This window comes from Pseudomonas allii (assembly GCF_055380095.1).
Genome location: NZ_AP039450.1, coordinates 5,170,000 through 5,189,164, shown reverse-complemented (window position 1 = coordinate 5,189,164; position 19,165 = coordinate 5,170,000). Strand labels below are relative to the sequence as shown.

The window sequence follows — 19,165 nt, the reverse complement described above, 5'->3', positions numbered from 1 at the left end:
CGCCAGTCTCGCGGGCGTGGCACCGTGCGTAAAATTAAACCTTCAGACCCCCGCCATAAGGACAGCTACTGCCATGATGAACCTGATGCACTGGCGCCTGCTGGTGGCCGTGGCCGATCACGGCAGCATCACCGCCGCCGCCGAGCGGGTAGGCATGACCCAGTCCGCTGCCAGCCAGGCCATGGCCGGCATGGAGGCGACGCTGGGCGCGCAACTGTTCACCCGTGAACCGCGCAAGACCTTGCCTACGGCGTTGGGCTTGAGTGTGATCGAACAGGCGCGGGTGATGCTCGGTGCCTTGCAGGCGATCCGCAGCACTGTGGACGAAGCCAGGCCCATGCTGCGTGGGACGATTCGCATCGCCAGTTTCCCGAGGGTGCTGGCGACGTTTCTGACACCTGCGTTGCAGCGTTTTGCGCAGCTCTATCCCGGCATCGAGGTCACCACCCTGGATGTCACCGACAACGAAGTGCTCACCTTGCTCGATAGCGGCCTCGTCGACTTGGGCGTGGTGCTCAACCCCACGCCCGAGCGCAATGCCACCGTGTTGGGCCGTGACTTATGGATGGCCGTGTTGCCGGTGGACCATGCGCTGGCGCAACGCCCGGCTGATGCATGTGTGTCGCTTGAGGAGTTACTTGAGCAGCCTTTCGTACTGGCTACCGGTGGTTGCACCGCCAATGCGCGCAGCCTGGGGACTGCAGCGGGGCTGACCCTGCGGGATATTCGCGTGGAAGTGCGCGAATGGAGCAGTGCCTTCAGCCTGGTGCGCGAGGGGGTTGGCGTCACGCTGGTGCCGGAAATGGCCCTGCCTATCCAGCGCAAGGGCCTGCGTGTGATGGCGCTGAAGGTGCCGCTGCAGCGTGAGTTTGCCTTGGTCGGCACGCCGAGTCGTCCACCGTCAGCCGCGGTCAGCGCACTGTTGGAAATGCTGGTTGACTAGTGACCTTGCGTAGCGGCAAGCCCGGTCTATGCTCATCCAGAACCGTTGATGACGCTTGGCATATAAAGCGATTCGGATGGTTGTTCCCATAAAGATCTGCCAGCACTATTCAATCCGTGAATGGAATGCGCCTTGCCAGGCGCTGGTATTTGAAAGGGTGATCCGAATATGTTCAACCGCCATCACAAATCCGACCTGCAACAAATCGAACGTTTCTCCTGCGCCCTGACCGAATCCAATGCCAAACTCGCCGCCATCAGCCGTTCCATGGCCATGATCGAGTTCGACCCCACTGGCGTGATCCTTGATGCCAACGACAATTTCTGCCAAACCATGGGCTACAGCGCCGAAGACATCCGTGGCAAACACCACCGCATCTTTTGCGACGAGGCTTATACCCACACCGACGCCTACGCCAAGTTATGGCGCGACCTTGCACGGGGCGAGGCGCTCAGCGGCACCTTCATGCGCTTGAACAAGCACGGCCAGGAAGTATGGCTCGAAGCCAGCTATATGCCGGTGCTGGACAAGGACAATCACGTGCAGAGCGTGATCAAGGTCGCGTCGGATATTTCCGCGCGGGTTCACCATGAACATGAAAACCAAAGCCTGATCGACGCCATTAGCCGTTCCATGGCGGTGATCGAGTTCACTCCCCAGGGCCAGATCCTCAACGCCAACGAAAACTTCCTGAAAACCGTGCAGTACTCCCTGGATGAAATCGTCGGTCAGCACCACAGCATGTTCTGCCATCGCAGCGAAGTGGAGTCGCCGACCTACAAGGCGTTCTGGGCATCGCTCAATCGCGGCGAATACCACTCGCACCGCTTTGAGCGCAAAAACAAATACGGCAAGACATTGTTCCTGGAGGCGTCCTACAACCCGATCTTCGACACCAGTGGGCGCCTGTACAAAGTGGTGAAGTTCGCCAGCGACATCACCGACCAGGTCTCCACCCTGAGAACCGCAGCCGACTCGGCCCACGCCACCTCGGTGCAAAACGACGCCTGTGCGCGCAAGGGCTCGGAGGTGGTGCAGCAGACGGTGCAGATTATTGAAGAAATTTCCCACGATCTGAACCAGGCGGCGCAAAGCATTGATGCGGTGAACAAGCAATCGGACATCATCGGCAGCATCGTGCAGACCATCCGCAGTATTGCCGAACAGACCAACATGCTGGCGCTCAACGCCGCGATTGAAGCGGCACGGGCGGGCGAGCATGGGCGTGGCTTTGCGGTGGTGGCCGATGAAGTGCGCAGCCTCGCGGCACGTACCAGCCAGGCGACGGTGGAGATTGTCGATGTGGTGCGCAAGAACCACGACCTGTCGCTGAGCGCGGTGTCGAGCATGCAGTCGAGCTTGAGCCGCACGGGGCTGGGGGTGGAACTGGCGAATGAGGCGGGGCAGGTGATCCTGGAGATTCAGGAAGGATCACGGCATGTGGTGGACGCGATCGGGCAGTTCAACTCCACGTTGCAACTGCAATAAACCAAAACCCTGCAGGAGCCGGCTTGCCGGCGATGGCATCACCTCGGTCTAACTGATTCACCGAGGCGCCTGCATCGCCGGCAAGCCGGCTCCCACAGTTGGTCAGCGGCGCTTGTCAGATCGCGGCCAGGGTTTCTTTGACTGTCTGCGCCTGCGGCTCAGCGGTTTTCGCCGCTACTTGCTGCTCTTGCTGCTGCTTCAGGCGTTCAGCCACCTGCTTGGAAATAGCGTCCTGCTTTTCCTGGGACATGTTCTGCACATCCGCCTCGGTCAAGCCCTGCTCCTTGAGCAATTGCTCGCGGATACGCTCGGCCGGGGATTTGCTCATGTAGTCCGTGAACTCGGAGCGCGCCGTGGTGGCGGTCGAACCGGTTTTCGGCACGTCCGCAGTCGCCGTTGAGGCGGTGACGGCCTCGGTGGTGGTCTGCAATTGCACACGGGTCTTGGCGAAGGCTTCGTCGATGCGGTCGGCGGCCTTGTCCAGTTCCTTCTGTGCGGCCGGCACGGTCACGCTTTGCTGCGCGGCCTGCAAGGCACCGCTGTACAGTGCGCTGGCGGCGGCGTTGGCGGGGTCCATGTCGGGCCGTTTGATCTGTTGAACGGTCGACACGGCTTGGGTGTTGTTGTTAACCAGCATGATCGGTCACCTGTGGAAATGTGCGGTGCCACAGGTGGAGCAAATAGCGTGCCGGGCGTGAAGTGCCCGGTTTTACTGGGCCTGGCGTGGCCGGCGCGGCAAGGGTTGTCCTGCCGGCGGCCAGCCATTGCCGTCAATGGGCGATGTTTTCCAGCGCCAGGTTCCGCGTACGCGGCCCGAACCAAGTGATGGTGATCATCACGATCAGCATGCTGCTGGCAATGAACGCTAACACTCCAGGCGTGCCCAGATGTTCGAGGATAAAACCGATCAACAAACTGCTGAACACCGTGGACAAGCGGCTGAACGAATAACAGAAGCCCACCGCTCGTGCGCGGATGTTGGTCGGGAACAACTCGCTCTGATAGGAGTGGTAGCTGAAGCTCAGCCAGGCGTTGCAGAAGGTGATCATCACGCCGCAGATCACCAGACCCACCGCCGTGGTTTGCAGGGCGAACAGGCTGCCGAAGATCATCGCGCCCAGTGCCGAGCCGACGATTTGCCATTTGTTTTCAAAGCGATTCGCCACCTTCACAAACAGCAGCGGCCCCAGCGGGTAGGCGAGGGTGATGATGAAGGCGTAGAGCAAGCTGTGGGTCACGCTGACGCCCTGGCCCGACAGCAACGCCGGCAACCAATTGCCGAAGCCAAAGAAGCCGATGGCCTGGAACACATGGAACACGATCAGCATCAGCGCGCGACGGCGGTACGGCGGTTGCCAGATATCGGCAAAGCGGCCACTGCCTTGCACGCTGACGGCTTCCGGTTCTGGCTCATCCAGCGGTTTGCCATGGTCCTTCTGGCAGCGCGCCTCCAGGTTGTCCATGATTGTGCCGGCTTCTGCGAAGCGGCCCTTTTGCGCGAGCCAGCGCGGTGATTCCGGCAGGCGCTTGCGCAGTTGCCAGATAAACAGCGCAAACACCGCACTGCTCAGCACCACCCAGCGCCAGCCCGACACGCCGAATGGCGCCTGGGGCACCAGCCACCATGACATCAATGCCACCGCCGGCACCGACAGGAACTGGATGAAAAACGCAAAGGCAAACGCCGAACTGCGCATGCGCTTGGGCACCAGTTCCGAGAGGTAGGCGTCGATGGTCACCAGTTCGATGCCCAGGCCGATCCCCACCAGGAAACGCATGCCGATGATGCCCAGCGCTGACGTTTGAATCCCCATCAACACGGTAGCGACGGTGTACCAGATCAACGCAAAGGTGAAGATCGCCCGGCGCCCGAAACGGTCGGCGATGGGGCTGAGCAGGCTGGCGCCGAGGAACAGACCGAGAAAGGTCGCCGAGGCAAAGGCGGCCTGGTCCGAGAAGCCGAATACGCCCTCGCTGCCGGTGTGGAAAATCCCATCGCTGATCAGGCCGGGGCTGATATAGGCGGTCTGGAACAGGTCATACAGCTCGAAAAAACCGCCTATCGACAGCAGCGCGACCAGGCGCCAGACGGTGGCAACGGCGGGCAGGCGGTCAATGCGTGCGCTGATGTGGGCGGCGCGGATTGGGTCGATGCCGTCGGTACTGGAGAGTGCGGGCATGGGGGAAACTCAATAAGTGATCGGAATCTCGAATGTTTGAAACGCGTCATCCTTGGGATGGTAACCCAGCACCCGCGTGGTCTCGCTCAAGTCCAGGCGCTTGAAGCGGTTGTTGGAAATACCATGGGCGATCAGGTGCTTCACCCCCTCGGCTTCTACCGAACGTTGCAGCAACTGCACCGCGTCACGCGGGCTGAGCCAGGCGCTGAGGTCGCGGGCGTTGTTGAGGTCGTGGGTGTCGGGAAATTCGAAGGCGCCGATGCGCAAGGCAATCGTCGACAGCGGTGTTTTTGCGGCGTAATAGCCACACAGCGCCTCGCCGTAGCATTTGCTCACGCCATAAAGGTTGGCGGGCATTACCTGCATGCCCGGGGTGATCTGGCGGTCCACCGGGTAACCTTCGATGGTTTGTGCGCTGCTGGCGAACACCAGGCGCTTGACGCCAGCAGCCACGGCGGCTTCGAACAGCCAGGTGGTGGCGAGGATGTTGTTGGGCAGCAATTCGTCGAACGAGGCGCTGGCGTGGGGGATGCCCGACAGGTGCACGATCACGTCGATGTCTTCAAGCAAGGTCGCGAGCCCGGTTTTATCGCTGAGGTCAGCGTGTATGAAGCGGTGCTCGCCTAGGGCGAAATCCGGCGCAATACGGTCAGTGAGCGTGAAGCGGTAGCGGTCTTTCGAGGCTTCGAAAAATGCCTTGCCGATTCTGCCGCAGGCGCCGGTCAGCAGTACGTTGAGTCCTTTCACGGTGCAGTCCTTGTTTTAGTTATGGCCGTCGAGGGCAAAGGTTTTGAAACCGGGGCGCTGGCTGAGACGCTGGTAATACGCCTGCACCGCGGGGTAGGGCGGATGCTCCAGGGGGGCATTGCGCCAACGGTGCACCGAGAGGCCGATGAGGATGTCGGCCAGGGTGAACTCATCACCCGCGACGTAGGCGCCGGTCTTGATCAACTGCTGTTCGAGCAGGCCCATCTTGTCATTCCAGGCTTGCACGCCGGCCTGGATGCGCTGCGGGTCCTGGTAGTCCGGGTTCTGGCGCACCAACGCATGAAAGGCATAGCCCCACGACGGGTTGAGCTCGGTGGCTTGCCAGTCCATCCATTGCTCCACGCGGGCCCGTGGTGCGGGTTCGGCGGGGAGCAGGTCGTGGCGTTGGTAAAGGCTGACGAGGTAGCGGCAGATGGTGTTGGACTCCCACAGCACGCCGTGGTCGTCGATCAGCACCGGCACTTGGGCGTTGGGGTTCAGGGCGAGGAATTCGGGGGATTGGGTGGGGGCATAGCCGATGCCCCAGTCTTCACGCTGGTAGTCGATGCCCAGTTCCTGGCAGGTCCAGAGCACTTTGCGCACGTTGATGGAGGACGTGCGGCCCAAGATTTTCAGTGAGTGTCCCATGGTGCTTCCCTGGCATTTGGAGAAGGGCCAATCTAGCAGGGGTGATAGCAATGTGGGAGGGGGCTTGCCCCCGATATCGGTGGGGCAGTTGCAGCTAACCGGCCTGACACACTGCAATCGGGGGTAAGCCCCCTCCCACATGGGTCAAGTGCTTTCTCGTATCTGCAATTCAAAGCCCATATCCACCACTGGCTTGGCGATCTTGTTACCCGCCATGATCGTCAGCAAATGCTCCGCCGCCCTCCGCCCAATCGCCTCACGCGGCGTGCTGATGCTGCTCAGGCGCGGCACCATGAACGACGACGCTGGCAAATCGTTGAAGCCCAGCACAGCCACGCGCTCCGGCACCTTGATGCCATGGCGCATGGCCTCCAGCAGTGCGCCCTGGGCCAGGTCGTCGTTGCCGAAGAAGATCGCATCCACATCCGGATGGGCTGCCAGCAACTGCAAGAACAGTTCGCCACCCAGGCCCACGGAAGACGGGCGCGGTGTCAGCAGTTCCAGCGCCGGGTCATACAGGCCGGCCTGTTGCAGCGCCCGGCGGAACCCTTCGCCACGCAGCAACGTGCGTTGGTCCAGTTGCGCGCCGATATATGCCAGGCGCTTGCGCCCACGGGACAGCAAGTGCGCCGCCGCCGTCTCACCCGCCGCCAGTTGCGAGAAGCCCACGCAGTTCACTCCGGCGTTCGGGTCCAGGTCCATCATGTACACGCAAGGCACATTGCTGGCCTCGACCATTCGTCGGGCACTTTCGGTGCGATCAAAGCCGGTCAGCAACAAACCCCGTGGCTGGTAGGCCATGTAGTTGCGCAGCAGGTTTTCTTCTTCATCGCGGGAATAGTGGGAGTTGCCGATCAGCACTTCAAAGCCCTTGGGCCGCAGCACCTGGTGGATGGCTTCGAGGGTTTCGATAAACAGCAGGTTGGACAACGACGGCACCAACACCACCACCGAATGGCTCTGCGCCGAGGCCAGGGCGCGGGCGGCGGGGTTGACCACGTAGTTCAGTTCGGCGGCGGCCTGCTGTACTTTTTCCACCAGTTCGGTGGCGACGGTGCTGATGCCGCGCAGGGCGCGGGAGGCGGTAATCGGGCTGACGCCGGCCAGGCGGGCGACTTCGTTAAGGGTCGGGCGACCCGTGGTGCGCATTTTTTTATCGTTCTTGGAGGTCATCAGGCGGCTTGCCAAACAAAAATCGAGGCACTAAGGTAGCGCTGTCTCCAAGTAGCTGCAAATGCTTGAACGCAGGGTTGCCTGATCCGGTTCAAATGATTGGAGAGGATGCACGCGTCACTCCATAAAAATGACAAGACGGCGCGGGAAAAGCCTGTTTTTGCACTCGCCTTACAGCGTGCAAAGGTAGCGCTATCTGCGTCCTGAGGTGTTTCATGAGTCAACCTGTTACCGCCCTGGTCATCATGGGTGTCGCCGGCTGTGGCAAGACCAGTGTCAGCGAGGCCCTGTGCCGCCTGAACGGCGCCACCGCGATTGAAGGCGACAGCTTTCACCCCGCCGCCAACATCGAAAAGATGAGCGCCGGCCACCCCCTCAACGACGACGACCGCGCCGGTTGGCTCGACATCCTTTGCGATGAACTGCGCCGTTCGCTCAAGGCGGGCGAGCATCCCGTGCTCACCTGTTCAGCGCTTAAGAAGAAATACCGCGATCACCTGCGCGAAGCCGCGCCGGGCCTGGGTTTCGTGTTCCTGGAGCTGACCCGTGAAGTGGCCGCCGACCGTGTGTCCCATCGCCCCGGGCATTTTATGCCGGCCAGCCTCATAGACAGCCAGTTCGCCACCCTTGAGTCGCCCAAGGGCGAGCCGCTGACCCTGGCCCTCAACGCCAGCGAAGACAGCGTCGAGGAGCTGGCCGAGCAGACCAATGCCTGGTGGCTGCAACACGGTTTTGAACCATCCAACTGATTTTTTGCCGGAAAAGATAGCGCTGTCCCCGGCAGGAAATTCAACACCCGCTTTAATAACAACAACAAACAGGAGAGACCCCCCATGTTTGGCATGTCCCACGAGTCCTACCTGCTGCTAGACGCAGTGGTTACCATCATCGGGTTGATCGTTCTGATCACCAAGTTCAAGGTGCACCCGTTCATTGCCCTGATCATCGCGGCCGGTTTCCTCGGCCTGACCTCGGGCATGCCCGTGGACAAGATCATCAAGGCGTTCCAGGACGGCTTCGGCGGGGTGCTCGGCTTTGTCGGCATCATCCTCGCGCTGGGTACGATGCTCGGCAAGATGATGGCCGAATCCGGTGGTGCCGATCAGATCGCCCAGACCCTGATCCGCGCCTTCGGCAAAGAGAAGGTCCAGTGGGCCATGATGTTCGCCGCGTTCCTGGTGGGCATCCCGCTGTTCTTCGAGATCGGCTTTGTGCTGCTGATCCCGCTGGTGTTCATCGTCGCGCGCCGTACTGGTGTGTCGCTGATCAAGATCGGCATCCCGTTGCTCGCCGGCCTGTCGGCGGTGCACGGCCTGGTGCCACCGCACCCGGGTCCGCTGCTGGCCATCGGCGTGTTTGGCGCGGACATCGGCAAGACCATCCTCTACGGTCTGATCGTCGCACTGCCAACGGCCATTATCGCCGGCCCGATCTTCGGTACGTTCATCGCCAAATACATCCCGGGCAACCCGTCCCAGGAATTGGTCGATCAACTGGCTCGCGAGCCTGAGAACAAAGACCTGCCGAGCTTTGGCATCACCCTGGTCACCGTGCTGTTGCCGGTGTTCCTGATGCTGCTGAAAACCTTCGCCGACATAGCGTTCGCCGAAGGCAACGTGGTACGCAACTGGATGGATATGATCGGTCACCCGATCACCGCCTTGCTGCTGGCGTTGCTGCTGTCGCTGTACACCTTTGGCCATCGCCAGGGCATTCACTCCAAGCAGATCCTCAAGCTGCTCGACGCCAGTCTCGCGCCGACCGCCGCGATCATCCTGATCATCGGTGCCGGTGGTGGCTTCAAGCAGATGCTGGTCACCAGCGGTGTGGGTGACGTGATCGGCCATATGGCGGTAAACGCGCAGATCAACCCGATCCTGCTGGCGTGGCTGGTGGCGGCGGTGATTCGCGTGGCGACCGGTTCGGCTACCGTCGCGACCATTACCGGCGCGGGCATCGTGGTGCCTGTGGTGGGCATGATTCCGGGGGTTAACCGCGAGCTGCTGGTGTTGGCGACGGGGGCGGGCTCGTTGATCCTGTCTCACGTCAACGATGCGGGGTTCTGGCTGGTGAAGCAGTACTTCAATATGACCGTGGCCGAGACGTTCAAGACCTGGACGGCGATGGAGACCATTCTGTCGGTGGTGGCGTTGATTTTCATCATGCTGCTGTCGCTGGTGGTCTAAGCCACACCGCGGAACAAATGTGGGAGGGGGCTTGCCCCCGATAGCAGAGTGTCAGTCACAGCATCTGGTGACTGATCCACCGCCATCGGGGGCAAGCCCCCTCCCACAGTTTGACCACATTCCTAAAGGTAGATTGGTCAGGCCTTCGTGACCAATCCATCCGCGCGAAACATCCCGCGAATCCCGCGCACCGCCTGGCGGATGCGGTCCTGGTTCTCGATCAGCGCAAAGCGCACGTGATCATCGCCATACTCGCCAAATCCAATCCCCGGCGACACACACACCTTGGCCTCCAGCAGCAACTTCTTGGCAAATTCCAGCGAGCCCAGGGCGGCATACTGCTCGGGAATCTTCGCCCAGACGTACATCGACGCCTTCGGGTTCTCCACCATCCAGCCCAGCTCATGCAGGCCCTTGACCAGCACGTTGCGGCGCTGGCGGTACTGCTCGGCGATGTCCCTCACGCACTGCTGGTCGCCTTCCAGTGCAGCAATGGCGGCGACTTGCAGCGGGGTGAAGGTGCCGTAGTCGTGGTAACTCTTGATCCGCGCCAGGGCGTTGACCAGTTCCGGGTTACCGACCATGAAGCCGATGCGCCAGCCGGCCATGTTGTAGCTCTTGGACAGGGTGAAAAACTCCACCGCAATGTCCTTGGCACCCGGCACCTGCATGATCGACGGGGCTTTCCAGCCGTCGTAGACGATGTCGGCGTAGGCCAGGTCATGCACCACCAGCACGTCGTACTGCTTGGCCAGGGCGATCACGCGTTCGAAGAAGTCCAGCTCCACGCACTGCGCGGTAGGGTTGGACGGGAAACCGAGGATCATCATCTTCGGCTTGGGGATCGAGCCGCGAATCGCCCGTTCCAGTTCGGCGAAGAAGTCCACGCCAGGCACCAGCGGCACCGAACGCACCTGGGCGCCGGCAATCACCGCACCGTAGATGTGAATCGGGTAGCTCGGGTTGGGCACAAGCACGGTATCGCCTTGGTCCAGGGTGGCCAGCATCAAGTGCGCCAGGCCCTCCTTGGAACCGATGGTGACGATGGCTTCCGACTCGGGGTCGATGTCCACTTCATAGCGGTCCTTGTACCAGCGCGAAATCGCTCGGCGCAGACGCGGAATGCCTTTGGAGGTGGAGTAGCCGTGGGTGTCTTCACGCTGGGCGACGGTGACCATTTTCTCCACGATGTGCGCAGGCGTGGCGCCGTCGGGGTTACCCATGCTCAAGTCGATGATGTCTTCGCCGCGCCGACGCGCAGCCATCTTCAGCTCGGCAGTGATATTGAAAACATACGGGGGGAGTCGATCTATGCGCGCAAAGCGGCGCGGCGAACCTTGGTCGGCCATTGTTGCCTCGAGAGTACGTAAGCGCCCGGAACCGTCCGAGCGACGTCGGCCACTGCGGTGGCCTGCGGGGCAGACAATACGGTCGATGATGGCAAGTTGTCCAGATGCGTAGGAAAATTTTCTGCATGGAGTAGCGCGTGGATATGCCCCTATACTCGATACGGGTTTGTTCCCTCATAAGAAGGAGACTGTTCGTATGGATCAGCAGACAAAACAACCGTTGGAGCCACGCATGGAAGCGGGCAAGGCCCTGGTGATTGCCGGTGTACAAGGGCGTTATTCGAAGGCCACCGTGGGCGATATCCCTAAGCTGTGGGAGTTGTTCGACACCTGCATCAAGGACATCAAGAAGCGCGTGGGCGGTGTGACCTATGGCGTTTGCCATAACCCCAACCATGGCGAATTCGACTACATGGCCGGGGTCGAAGTCCTTACAAAAGCCGACGTGCCAAGCAACTTCCAGTCTATCGAGATTCCGCCGCTCAACTATGCCGTGTTCCCGCATTACGGGCCGGTGCATGCGCTGGAACAGACCTACGAACGCATCATGTTCGAGTGGCTGCCGCACTCGGGCTACAAGGTGGTGGGCGCGGATTTCGAGCGCTACAGCGCGGATTTTGATGCGCGCAAGGGCACCGGGACGGTGGAGATCTGGTTGCCGGTGGGCGAAAGAGGCTGAAGCACTCGCCGATGTCACGTAAACAGGACATTAACGTCTGAACGTCATGTTTACGTGACATCAAAGGGCTGGGTTAAACACCCTCCTCAATCTGCGCTCATACCCGATCCGCCCTTTATACGCCTCCCCGCTATCGACCCAACCGGCCGACAGATACAACCCGATCGCCGCCACATTGTCCGCGTCCACCGACAATTCCAGGCCCTTGATCTGCGGCCACGCAGCCAGTGCCGCCGCCGGCAGTGCCTGCAAGCACGCTCTACCGAACCCGTGTCCTTGTTGATGCCGATTGACCTGCAACGCATGCAAGGTCGCGCTGTGCTCATCGGCCCAATGGGGTAGGCACGGTGGGCGTTTGAGTAGCAGGAAGGCCACCGGTATTTCGTCGGCGAGCAGGGCGAAGCCTTTGATCGCGCCGGGGCTGGGATTGACCAGCAGGCTGTTCAGCGCACAGTAGATATCGCCGGAATACGGCAGTTGCTCGGGATGCACTTGCAGGGTGTCGAGTTGCTGTTTCTGCACAAGGCTCAGCGTCTCATAGGCGACGAGGCGGGTTTCCATTGGTGGTGCATCCGAAATCCTACAAAGAGGCGTGGATTCTAGCGGGTTTGCCGAGAGCGAAATTATTTTTAAGCGGGTTGTCGATTTGCCGAAGGGCCATTCGACTAGGGGTGTCTTCCGTGAGTTTTCCAACCCGAGGAGTATCGCCATGAGCACTGCCATCAACACCTTGATCGAACAATGGAAACACGCCGTCATGGCCAAGGATGTCGACAAAATTGTCAGCTTTTACGCCGAAGATATCGTCGCGTTCGACGCCGTTGGCGCCCTGCAATTCAAGGGCAAGGCCGCCTACCAGGCGCACTGGAAGGCCTGCATGGAGTTCTGCCCCGGCCCCGGTATTTTCGACTTTCATGAGCTGCATATTGTTGCCGGTGAAGACAGCGCCTTTGCCCACTGGCTCGCCCACTGTGGTGGCACCGGGCCGGATGGCGTGCTCAAAACGTGCTGGATGCGGGTCAGCGCCGGTTACCAGCGCATCAACGGGCAGTGGAAGGTGGTGCATGAACACTGGTCCGCGCCTTTTGACATGGAAACCGGCGCCGGTCTGTTCGACCTGAAACCGTGAGCGCCGCGAACTATAGTCAGTAGTCCGAAAACGGAGAAGCCCATGAAATACCTCTGCCTGATCTACAGCAACGAACAGGTGTTGCACACCTCGCCGGACAGCCCGGCAGACCCGGAATGCTTCGCCTACGCGCAGTCCGTGCAGGCCAGCGGTCGCATGCTGGCCGCCGAGCCGTTGGAGTCGGTGAGCACCGCCACCACCGTGCGCATGCGCAACGGTAAGCTGTCGATCACCGACGGGCCGTTTGCCGAAACCAAGGAGCAGCTCGCCGGCTTCTACCTGATCGAGGCCCGTGACTTGAACGAAGCGATCCAGGTGGCCGGTGGTATTCCGGCTGCCCGGGTCGGCAGTGTGGAAGTGCGCCCCGTGCGTGAATTGAATCTCTGAACACAACAACCATAAGACTCAAGAGGTTTACCCCATGTCTACGCAACCTGCCGAGTTTGAACTGTCCATCAGCCGCCTGATCGATGCACCGCGCAGCCGGGTGTTCCGCGCCTGGACCGAACCCGCCTTGCTCCAGCAATGGTGGGGCCCCCACGGCATGACCACCCCCGAGTGCGAAATGAACCTGTGGGTCGGTGGCCTGTTTCGTACCCTGATGCGTGCGCCGGACGGTGCCGAATACCCGACCCAGGGCGTGTTCCTGGAAATCGTTGCGCCCAGTCGCCTGGTGTTTACCGATGCCTTCATGCCCGGCTGGATACCCTCGGGTAAGGCGTTCATGAGCGCTGAAGTCACCTTCGAAGAGGTCGATGGCAAGACGCTCTACACCGCCCGGGCCATGCACTGGAGCGCCGAAGACAAACAGGCCCACGAAGCCATGGGCTTTCACGATGGCTGGGGCCAGAGCCTGGATCGGCTGGTCACGCTGGTGACTGAGGGCATGGGCGATTGACCCTCTCGGTCGAGGCCCTTTACCGCAGCGAATCACGTCGGGTGCTCGCCACGCTGATTCGCTTGCTGGGCGACTTCGACCTGGCCGAGGAAGCCCTGCACGAGGCGTTTTTCGTCGCCGTGCAGCGCTGGCCGCTGGACGGCGTGCCGGCCAATCCACGGGCCTGGTTGGTGTCGACCGGGCGTTTCAAGGCCATCGACCGTCTGCGCCGCCAGGCGCGGTTTACCCCGTTGTTGCAGGAGCAGGCCGACACGCTGGAAGCGGCTGACTGGAGCGATGAAGACGTGGAAGACGACCGCCTGCGCCTGATCTTTACCTGCTGCCACCCCGCACTGGCGGCGGATGCCCAGGCGGCGCTGACCTTGCGTGAGATCTGCGACCTCACCACCGAGGAAATCGCCCGCGCGTTCCTGGCCACGCCGGCCACCATCGCCCAGCGCATCGTGCGCGCCAAGGGCAAGATCCGCGAGGCGAAAATCCCTTACCAGGTGCCGTCCAGGGACGCGCTGCCGGAGCGTTTGGACGCGGTGCTGCGGGTGATTTACCTGGTGTTCAACGAAGGGTATTCGGCCTCCATCGGTGCCGACCTGACCCGCGAGGAGTTGACCCGCGAAGCGATTCGCCTGGGGCGCCTGCTGCTGGAGTTGCTGCCCGAGCCGGAAGTCATGGGCCTGCTGGCCTTGATGCTGCTGCACGAGTCCCGCCGCCCGGCGCGCACCTCGGACGAGGGTGAGTTGGTGCTGCTGGCTGAACAGGATCGCTCGCTATGGGACGCGTCGATGATTGCCGAAGGCTGTGGGTTGGTGGAGCGCGCGCTTGGCACACGGCGCTTTGGCCCGTATTGCCTGCAGGCCGCCATCGCAGCGGTGCATGCCGAAGCGGCGCGTGCCGATGAGACCGACTGGCCGCAGATCGTCGGTCTCTACGATGTATTGCTCAGGGCAACGCCGTCACCGGTGATCGAACTGAACCGCGCCGTAGCGCTGGCCATGCGCGATGGACCGTTGGCAGGCTTGCAGCAGGTGGAGGGGATTCTGGCGCGTGGCGAGTTGCTGGATTACCACTTGGCGTATTCGGCGCGGGGAGAGTTCTGCCGGCAACTGGGGCGCGTCGAAGAGGCACGCGCAGCCTACGAGCGGGCGCTGGCCTTGACCCAGCAGACGCCCGAACGCAGGTTTATCGAAAAACGTTTGGCGGGACTCTGAATCAAGGCTGCTGACGCGTCGCCGCGCAAACATTGGCGCTGCCCGCATTGCGTGCCCTGCACGAATACTTCCAGAACAACCGCCCGCCGCAGGTTCAGGCCGCCTGACTTTGTAGGAGCCCGGCTTGCCGACGATGGCGTCCTTAAGGTCTGCCCTTTCAAGGTTTTCAGGTAGAACGGGTGATAAATACCCTGTGGCGAGCGGGCTTGTCCCGCGCTGGGCTGCGAAGCGGCCCCAACACCAGCGGCCGAAGAGTGCCTGACTCACCGTATTCCTCCTTCCAGGGTCGCTTCGCAACCCAACGCGGGACAAGCCCGCTCGCCACAGTTGCAGTGTTCGCCTTTAATGGAATGGTATTAGCCAGATATGGCTGGTTCTTCAAAGACTTTCAAAGAGCTGGTCCTGGTGGAGAGTTACTCGAGCATCTTGCCAAGCAACCAACTCCCCGCCGGCCCTGGCGGGTGGTGCCGTGACCACAGCGCATCCACGGCCACCGAGCGTGGCCAACTGCGGGCTTTGAGTTCGACCAACTGGTCGCCGCCAAAACGCTCCACCAGCCAGCGCGGGATCGGCGCCCAGCCGAAGCCCAGTTGCGCCATTTCCATCAGCATCAAATAACTGGGTGCCGACCATACCCGGCCGGTTGGGCGGGTTTCAGTCGGGTTGATAATGCTGGCCAGGCGCAGTTCGCGGTGTTGTTGCAGTGTGTCGGCCGAGATGTTGCGCAGGTGGGCCAGCGGGTGTGTCGGTGCGACAAACAGCGCGATTTCCGTGCGTTCTTCCACCGGAGCGCCCGTCAGGTCGGGTGGGTAGACGTCTTGTTTTTCGATAAATGCGATATGCGCACGACCACTTTGCACAAGGGCGATCAAGTCTTCACATTCGGCGATCAGGCATTCCAGTTCGAGGTCGGGGTAGCGCTGCTCAAAGGCTTTGAGGGCGATCTCGAAACGATCGGATTGGTAGGTATCCGACATGGCGATGGTCAGTTTCGGCTCCAACCCCTGGGACAACTGGCTCGCTGCCAATTCCAAACGACTGCTGGCCTCCAGCACCTGCTCGGCGCGTTGCAGCAGCACATGGCCGGCGGCGGTCAGCGTCGGCTTGCGACTGCTGCGGTCGAACAGCACCACATCCAGGTCGATTTCCAGACTCGCCACGGCCGCGCTGACGGTGGACTGGCTCTTGCACAGCTTGCGTGCCGCCGCCGAAAACGACCCTTGGGTGGCAGCCTGGACAAACGCCTGCAGCACTTCGTGGGAGGCCATGACTATCGCCTTGATCGATGGTTATTAGTTATGAAGTATCGATCCAAAGGGTAATCATGGCAACCATCGTCCTTCACAGAGCAAAGGTTATGAGCCCTACCAAGTCGATTTCTGAACGCGTTTGCCAAGCCCTGGGTTTTGAAGGCCTGGCGTTGTTGATCTGTACGCCGCTGCTGGTCTGGATCACCGGCAGGCCGGCCCTGGAAATGGGCGCGGTGACCCTGGGCCTGAGCCTGCTGGCACTGACCTGGAACATTATCTTCAACAGCCTGTTCGACCGTCTCAAGGTGCGCCTGCAACTGTCCAACGGCGGTTGGACGCGGGTGCTGCATGCGCTGATGTTCGAAGGCGGGCTGGTGATTATCGCCGTGCCGTTGATCGCGGCGTGGCTGAACATCAGCCTGATGCAGGCGTTCATGCTCGACATCGGTGTACTGCTGTTTTTCCTGCCGTACACCTATGTCTATCACTGGGGCTATGACGCACTGCGCGACACGTTTTTACAGAAACATGCCGCCCGACGCCTCGATGCGCTGCCCCGTGATCCAGTTGCTACCGTCGGCCAGCAGGACGGCGATGGCGCCGCCGATATCGTCCGGTAAGCCTGCCCGGCCTAGGGCTGTGTTGTTGGCGACCATCGTATTGAGCGCCGCATTGTCGCGCACGGCGCCGCCGCCGAAATCAGTTTCGATGGCGCCGGGCGCGAGGATGTTCACGGTGATCCCACGACCGCCCAATTCCTTGGCCTGATAGCGGGTCAGCACTTCCATCGCACCTTTCATCGAGGCATACGCCGCATAGCCCGGCAGGCTGAACCGCGCCAGGCCGCTGGAGATATTGAGGATACGACCACCGTCGTTGATCAGTGGCAACAGCTTCTGGGTTAGGAAAAACGGGCCTTTGAATTGGATCGCCACCAATTGGTCGAACTGCGCTTCGGTGGTCTCGGCAAAGCTGGCGTGGGCACCGATGCCGGCGTTGTTGATCAGAAAATTGAAGTGGTCCTGTGCGAATACGTCTTTGAGCACGGTGCCGACTTCGCCGACAAAATCATCAAAGGTGCCGCTCTGGCTCACATCCAGTTGCAGCATGGCGGCTCGGCCCCCCAGAGCCTGGACCTGTTCGACCACCGCATGGGCTTCAGCCGCCGCGCTGTGGTAGGTGCCGATGATGTCAACGCCCTGGGCCGCCAGGTGCAGCGCGGCGCTTTTGCCCAGGCCACGGCTGGCGCCGGTGATGAGTGCGATTTTACGGGTCATGGTCTAGTCCTCGTGGGTGATCAGTGGGACAGAGTGTATTTATTCGCCCATAACGTGATAAACAGCGCTATACCGGAATCACTGACCGGATAAGGCGAACAATCCCATGAACAAACTTGAGCTGTTGCGCACCTTCGTGCGCGTCACCGAGCTGTCGAGTTTTACCCAGGCCGGCGACAGCCTTGGGCTGCCGCGCTCGACCGTGTCTGAGCATGTGCAAGCCCTGGAAGAACTGCTCGGCGCGCGCCTGTTGCAACGCACCACGCGCAAGGTGCAGGCGACCCAGGACGGCCGGGTTTTGTATGAGCGTAGTAAGGATCTGCTGTCGCACATGGAGGAACTGGAGGGCTTGTTTCGCCAGGATGAAGCGCAATTGACCGGGCGCATTCGGGTGGACATGCCCAACGTGATGGCGCGGGAATTGATCCTACCGCGCCTGCCCGAATTCATGGACGCTCACCCCCTGATCGAGCTGGAGATCAGCACCACCGATCGCCAGGTCGACCTGCTCGCCGAAGGCTTTGATTGCGTGCTGCGTGTCGGTGCGCAACCGGACCAGAGCGTGGTGGCGCGCCTGCTGTGCAGCATGCCGATGATCAACTGCGCGAGCGCGGCGTACCTGCAACGCCATGGCATGCCCAAGACGTTGGCCGACCTGGCGCGGCACCAGTTGGTGCATTACGTGCGGCCGCTGGGCGCGCGCTCGGCTGGCTTTGAATACCTGCTGGGCAACAAGGTGCACCGTGTTCCCATGGCCGGGCGCGTGACGGTCAACAGCACCGATGCCTACAAGGCAGCATGCCTGGGCGGTTTCGGGATTACCCAGGTGCCGGCCCTGGGGATCGGTGATTTATTGGCCAGCGGTGAGTTGGTCGCGCTGCTGCCGGACTACCCGGCGCCGCCGCTAGACGTGTCACTGCTGTATGCCGGCCAGCGGCATTTGCCGTTGCGGGTGCGGGTGTTCATGGACTGGTTGGCCTCCACCCTGCAAGCCCATCTCTAACGCCGTGCCGACAATTGCTGCGGCGCAAGGAACGCGTCGTGGAAGTAATCGCGCACCGCCTGCATCGCCGGGGTGAAGGCGCGCTCGCGGTGCCAGGCCAGGCCCACGCTCATCGGCGTGACGGGGTCGGTGACGGTGAGGGTTTCGATGCGCTTGCCTTCCAGGGACCAGGGCCGATGCACCAGGTCGGACAGGATCGCCACGCCGCTGCCATTGGCGACCATGCTGCGCACCGCTTCCACCGAACTGGTGCGCAGCCGCACCTGGGGCGTTTGCCCAGCCTGTTCCCAATAGCGCATGGCGCTGTGTTCGGCCTCGTCGACGGTGAGCAGGATGTAGGGTTCCCGGGCCACATCGGCCAGGCTCACGGCGCCGCGTTCGCACAGCGGGTGGTGGCTGGGCAGCCACAGTCGGCGCTCCGAGTTGAACAGGATTTCCGAGACGATAGCCGGGTGGGTAAGGTTGGCGGTGAGCACCACCGCCATGTCGAACTTGCCATCGAGCAAGCCCTGTTCGATGGCCTGGCGCTCCTGCTCGAAGACCTCGATGTTCACGTCCGGGTGCCAGTGTTCCATGCGCTGCAAATGGTGCGGCAGGAAGTAGCCGAGCACCGTGTAGCTGGCGGCCAGGCGCAGCACGCCGCTGGCGCGGTAGTCGGGCAGCGGGCTGTTCAGCGCGTCATCGACGCTGCGCAGGATCACGTAGGCACGGTTGAGAAAATGCCGCCCGGCGTCGGTCAGGTTCATGCCCTGGGCCGAGCGCACGAACAGCTGCACACCGAGCATGCCCTCCAGCTCCTTGATCGCCGTGGTCACCGCCGACTGGGAGATGTTCAGGTGGATGGCCGCCTGGGAGATCTGGCCGATTTCGGCGGTGGCGACGAAATAACGAATTTGGCGCAAGGTCAGGGACATAGCGATATCTGTTTTTCAGAAGATGGGCCATCTGATAATAGATCTTCCCAAGGGGTCAAGCCGCAGCCTACTTTTCCTCTATCACTTAGGCGGAGC

21 protein-coding genes and 1 pseudogene are annotated in these 19,165 nt (G+C 61.5%); 12 read left to right on the top strand and 10 right to left on the bottom strand.

Translation table 11 applies throughout. The features are described from left to right. Nucleotides 1-73: 73 nt before the first annotated feature. The 3 genes and pseudogenes from ACZ445_RS23695 to ACZ445_RS23685 all read left to right on the top strand — a co-directional run bounded on the left by ACZ445_RS23695 (nucleotide 74) and on the right by ACZ445_RS23685 (nucleotide 2,431). Entirely contained in the window at nucleotides 74-943 is an 870-nt protein-coding gene (locus ACZ445_RS23695; protein WP_464707637.1) for a LysR family transcriptional regulator, read from the top strand. 168 nt (nucleotides 944-1,111) lie between these two features. Then, nucleotides 1,112-1,882 (top strand): annotated as a pseudogene (locus ACZ445_RS23690) (PAS domain-containing protein); the annotation flags it as partial. Continuing rightward, the gene (locus ACZ445_RS23685) at nucleotides 1,859-2,431 is read left to right on the top strand and encodes a methyl-accepting chemotaxis protein (RefSeq protein WP_464694123.1); all 573 of its coding nucleotides are present in this window, start codon (nucleotides 1,859-1,861) and stop codon (nucleotides 2,429-2,431) included. The pseudogene ACZ445_RS23690 and the gene ACZ445_RS23685, both read left to right, overlap by 24 nt. A gap of 115 nt (nucleotides 2,432-2,546) precedes the next feature. Here the strand turns inward: ACZ445_RS23685 and ACZ445_RS23680 are convergent, their stop codons facing one another. The 5 genes from ACZ445_RS23680 to gntR form a co-directional block, all read right to left on the bottom strand. Continuing rightward, entirely contained in the window at nucleotides 2,547-3,068 is a 522-nt protein-coding gene (locus tag ACZ445_RS23680; RefSeq protein WP_058423195.1) for a hypothetical protein, read from the bottom strand. 133 nt (nucleotides 3,069-3,201) lie between these two features. Continuing rightward, the gene (locus ACZ445_RS23675) at nucleotides 3,202-4,611 is read right to left on the bottom strand and encodes an MFS transporter (RefSeq protein ID WP_464704390.1); all 1,410 of its coding nucleotides are present in this window, start codon (nucleotides 4,609-4,611) and stop codon (nucleotides 3,202-3,204) included. A 9-nt stretch (nucleotides 4,612-4,620) separates the two neighbouring features. Then, nucleotides 4,621-5,358 carry an NAD-dependent epimerase/dehydratase family protein gene (locus ACZ445_RS23670; RefSeq protein ID WP_179029308.1) on the bottom strand — a complete coding sequence of 246 codons (738 nt, stop codon included), beginning with the start codon at nucleotides 5,356-5,358 and terminating at the stop codon, nucleotides 4,621-4,623. Nucleotides 5,359-5,373: 15 nt separating this feature from the next. Then, complete coding sequence (locus ACZ445_RS23665; RefSeq protein ID WP_179029309.1) at nucleotides 5,374-6,006, bottom strand: glutathione S-transferase family protein; 633 nt, start codon at nucleotides 6,004-6,006, stop codon at nucleotides 5,374-5,376. Nucleotides 6,007-6,150: 144 nt separating this feature from the next. Next, a complete protein-coding gene (gene gntR / locus ACZ445_RS23660) occupies nucleotides 6,151-7,182 on the bottom strand; it encodes an HTH-type transcriptional regulator GntR (protein WP_179029310.1) in 1,032 nt (343 codons plus the stop codon). Between the two features lie 212 nt (nucleotides 7,183-7,394). On the opposite strand from gntR, the gene ACZ445_RS23655 reads away from it, so the two are divergent. Continuing rightward, a complete protein-coding gene (locus ACZ445_RS23655) occupies nucleotides 7,395-7,928 on the top strand; it encodes a gluconokinase (RefSeq protein WP_058423190.1) in 534 nt (177 codons plus the stop codon). Nucleotides 7,929-8,012: 84 nt separating this feature from the next. Next, nucleotides 8,013-9,365 carry a GntP family permease gene (locus ACZ445_RS23650; RefSeq protein WP_058423189.1) on the top strand — a complete coding sequence of 451 codons (1,353 nt, stop codon included), beginning with the start codon at nucleotides 8,013-8,015 and terminating at the stop codon, nucleotides 9,363-9,365. 137 nt (nucleotides 9,366-9,502) lie between these two features. On the opposite strand, the gene alaC is transcribed toward ACZ445_RS23650, so the two are convergent. Next, nucleotides 9,503-10,714 carry an alanine transaminase gene (gene alaC, locus ACZ445_RS23645; protein WP_058423188.1) on the bottom strand — a complete coding sequence of 404 codons (1,212 nt, stop codon included), beginning with the start codon at nucleotides 10,712-10,714 and terminating at the stop codon, nucleotides 9,503-9,505. A 196-nt stretch (nucleotides 10,715-10,910) separates the two neighbouring features. Between alaC and ACZ445_RS23640 the strand changes: the two genes are divergently transcribed. After that, entirely contained in the window at nucleotides 10,911-11,393 is a 483-nt protein-coding gene (locus tag ACZ445_RS23640) for a GyrI-like domain-containing protein (RefSeq protein ID WP_464704386.1), read from the top strand. Between the two features lie 60 nt (nucleotides 11,394-11,453). Here the strand turns inward: ACZ445_RS23640 and ACZ445_RS23635 are convergent, their stop codons facing one another. Next, complete coding sequence (locus ACZ445_RS23635; RefSeq protein ID WP_464704385.1) at nucleotides 11,454-11,954, bottom strand: GNAT family N-acetyltransferase; 501 nt, start codon at nucleotides 11,952-11,954, stop codon at nucleotides 11,454-11,456. Between the two features lie 148 nt (nucleotides 11,955-12,102). Between ACZ445_RS23635 and ACZ445_RS23630 the strand changes: the two genes are divergently transcribed. The 4 genes from ACZ445_RS23630 to ACZ445_RS23615 are packed head-to-tail and all read left to right on the top strand — an operon-like array spanning nucleotide 12,103 to nucleotide 14,625. Continuing rightward, nucleotides 12,103-12,522 (top strand): YybH family protein, encoded by a 420-nt coding sequence (locus ACZ445_RS23630; RefSeq protein ID WP_464704384.1) that lies wholly within the window; start codon nucleotides 12,103-12,105, stop codon nucleotides 12,520-12,522. Between the two features lie 42 nt (nucleotides 12,523-12,564). Further along, the gene (locus tag ACZ445_RS23625; RefSeq protein WP_016978318.1) at nucleotides 12,565-12,909 is read left to right on the top strand and encodes a YciI family protein; all 345 of its coding nucleotides are present in this window, start codon (nucleotides 12,565-12,567) and stop codon (nucleotides 12,907-12,909) included. Nucleotides 12,910-12,943: 34 nt separating this feature from the next. After that, entirely contained in the window at nucleotides 12,944-13,420 is a 477-nt protein-coding gene (locus ACZ445_RS23620; RefSeq protein ID WP_179029552.1) for an SRPBCC family protein, read from the top strand. Then, nucleotides 13,417-14,625 carry an RNA polymerase sigma factor gene (locus ACZ445_RS23615; protein WP_058423183.1) on the top strand — a complete coding sequence of 403 codons (1,209 nt, stop codon included), beginning with the start codon at nucleotides 13,417-13,419 and terminating at the stop codon, nucleotides 14,623-14,625. Before ACZ445_RS23620 ends, ACZ445_RS23615 begins: the two co-directional genes overlap by 4 nt. A gap of 413 nt (nucleotides 14,626-15,038) precedes the next feature. Here the strand turns inward: ACZ445_RS23615 and ACZ445_RS23610 are convergent, their stop codons facing one another. Next, nucleotides 15,039-15,893, bottom strand: coding sequence for a LysR family transcriptional regulator (locus tag ACZ445_RS23610; RefSeq protein ID WP_464707635.1), 855 nt, complete (start codon nucleotides 15,891-15,893; stop codon nucleotides 15,039-15,041). An 89-nt stretch (nucleotides 15,894-15,982) separates the two neighbouring features. Between ACZ445_RS23610 and ACZ445_RS23605 the strand changes: the two genes are divergently transcribed. Then, nucleotides 15,983-16,495, top strand: coding sequence for a multidrug/biocide efflux PACE transporter (locus ACZ445_RS23605; protein ID WP_464707634.1), 513 nt, complete (start codon nucleotides 15,983-15,985; stop codon nucleotides 16,493-16,495). On the opposite strand, the gene ACZ445_RS23600 is transcribed toward ACZ445_RS23605, so the two are convergent. Beyond that, the gene (locus ACZ445_RS23600; protein ID WP_464704382.1) at nucleotides 16,394-17,152 is read right to left on the bottom strand and encodes an SDR family NAD(P)-dependent oxidoreductase; all 759 of its coding nucleotides are present in this window, start codon (nucleotides 17,150-17,152) and stop codon (nucleotides 16,394-16,396) included. The genes ACZ445_RS23605 and ACZ445_RS23600 overlap by 102 nt on opposite strands. Before the next feature lie 106 nt (nucleotides 17,153-17,258). On the opposite strand from ACZ445_RS23600, the gene ACZ445_RS23595 reads away from it, so the two are divergent. Beyond that, nucleotides 17,259-18,155 (top strand): LysR family transcriptional regulator, encoded by an 897-nt coding sequence (locus ACZ445_RS23595; RefSeq protein ID WP_464707633.1) that lies wholly within the window; start codon nucleotides 17,259-17,261, stop codon nucleotides 18,153-18,155. On the opposite strand, the gene ACZ445_RS23590 is transcribed toward ACZ445_RS23595, so the two are convergent. Continuing rightward, nucleotides 18,152-19,069 carry a LysR family transcriptional regulator gene (locus ACZ445_RS23590; protein WP_464707631.1) on the bottom strand — a complete coding sequence of 306 codons (918 nt, stop codon included), beginning with the start codon at nucleotides 19,067-19,069 and terminating at the stop codon, nucleotides 18,152-18,154. The genes ACZ445_RS23595 and ACZ445_RS23590 overlap by 4 nt on opposite strands. Nucleotides 19,070-19,165: the final 96 nt, after the last annotated feature.